General features: G+C 60.2%; 1 protein-coding gene. It reads right to left on the bottom strand.

From position 1 onward, the window contains the following. Positions 1 to 24: 24 nt before the first annotated feature. Positions 25 to 234, bottom strand: coding sequence for a hypothetical protein (locus AC0L3K_RS40605; RefSeq protein WP_473368205.1), 210 nt, complete (start codon positions 232 to 234; stop codon positions 25 to 27). Between the last annotated feature and the right edge of the window lie 889 nt (positions 235 to 1,123).

A 1,123-nucleotide genomic window follows, 5' to 3' on the forward strand; every position in this document is an offset into this window, starting at 1 on the left:
TTCGCGGGCCAATCTTGCCCGCCGTCAGGCAGAAACTCCACTTATCGCCCTGTTCAGATTTCCGGAGCCGGCTCTCTCTGCGCCGCTTGCCTTGAGCGTGTAAAGGAAGGGGTAGTTGATCTTCTCGATATGGATTCTGCCGTCCTGTACTGCCTCGATGCCCGAAGCCAGCTGAACGAGCTGACGCGCGGCGACTTCCGGATCGGCAAAAGGGCGTTCGGTGACGTGCTTCATCGCTGGAATCAAAACCTCAAGCGTCCATGCTTGGCCTGACTTGCCCGCGACTGTCATGCCAGTTCGGAACGATATGCACAGATCCTGCGGCGCCGCATGCTGAACAGACCAGGCGCAACCCGACGCGCGACCACGGTTGATCCTGCGGGAGTGTATCGAGCCGCACGTCGACCCTACGATGGCAGCGGCCGTTCAGGCATTGGATGTTGCAGGTCACGTGGCCCTCAGCCAGCCATTCAGCGGGGCTGCGGGGCGGATAATGACCGGCCCATTTCATAAATCGGCGAGTGCGCATGCCGCCATCAAAACGGCATCGTAAGTAGCGCGCAAAATATCGATTCCTAGTAGCTCCACGCCCGCGAGAGCTACTGAGTGTCGTGGGTGTGGAAAAGAGAAGGCCGCCCGTGCGGCGGCCTTCTTTCAATTCTTGTGTCTTCGGCTCTGCGGCTTCGGCTTGGCCGGTCGCTTGCCTCTTCGGGAGGCTCGCATTTCGCCGCGAATGGCGATGGCGAGTGCGACCAACGAGCCAATAATCCCGACGAGCCTCGAGAGGTCGTCGAGGGTTACTGGTAACACATGCTTTCTTTGCTCCAGCACCCCGCGGCCAGTGCAACAACAGAATATTAGATCGATTGCGCCGTCATCGCATCCGCTTACTTTACGCGCTCCAGTTTTTCCTGTGGAGACACCGCGCCCAAAGCTCGCGGAGCACGATGCCCAGCAATATGCCGAGGATGAGCCCAAGGAGCGATTGAGCCGGCGGAGCGGCCCCGGCATTAACACCGGCGCCCAAGCCGGGGGCGGCAATGCCGACACATCACTCACGGGCGTTATGCTCAGGATGTAGAGGCCCTCATCCAAGGGTAACAGAGCGAGTTCACGAGCGCGG

The sequence above is a fragment of the Bradyrhizobium sp. MI1.10 genome (assembly GCF_055811035.1).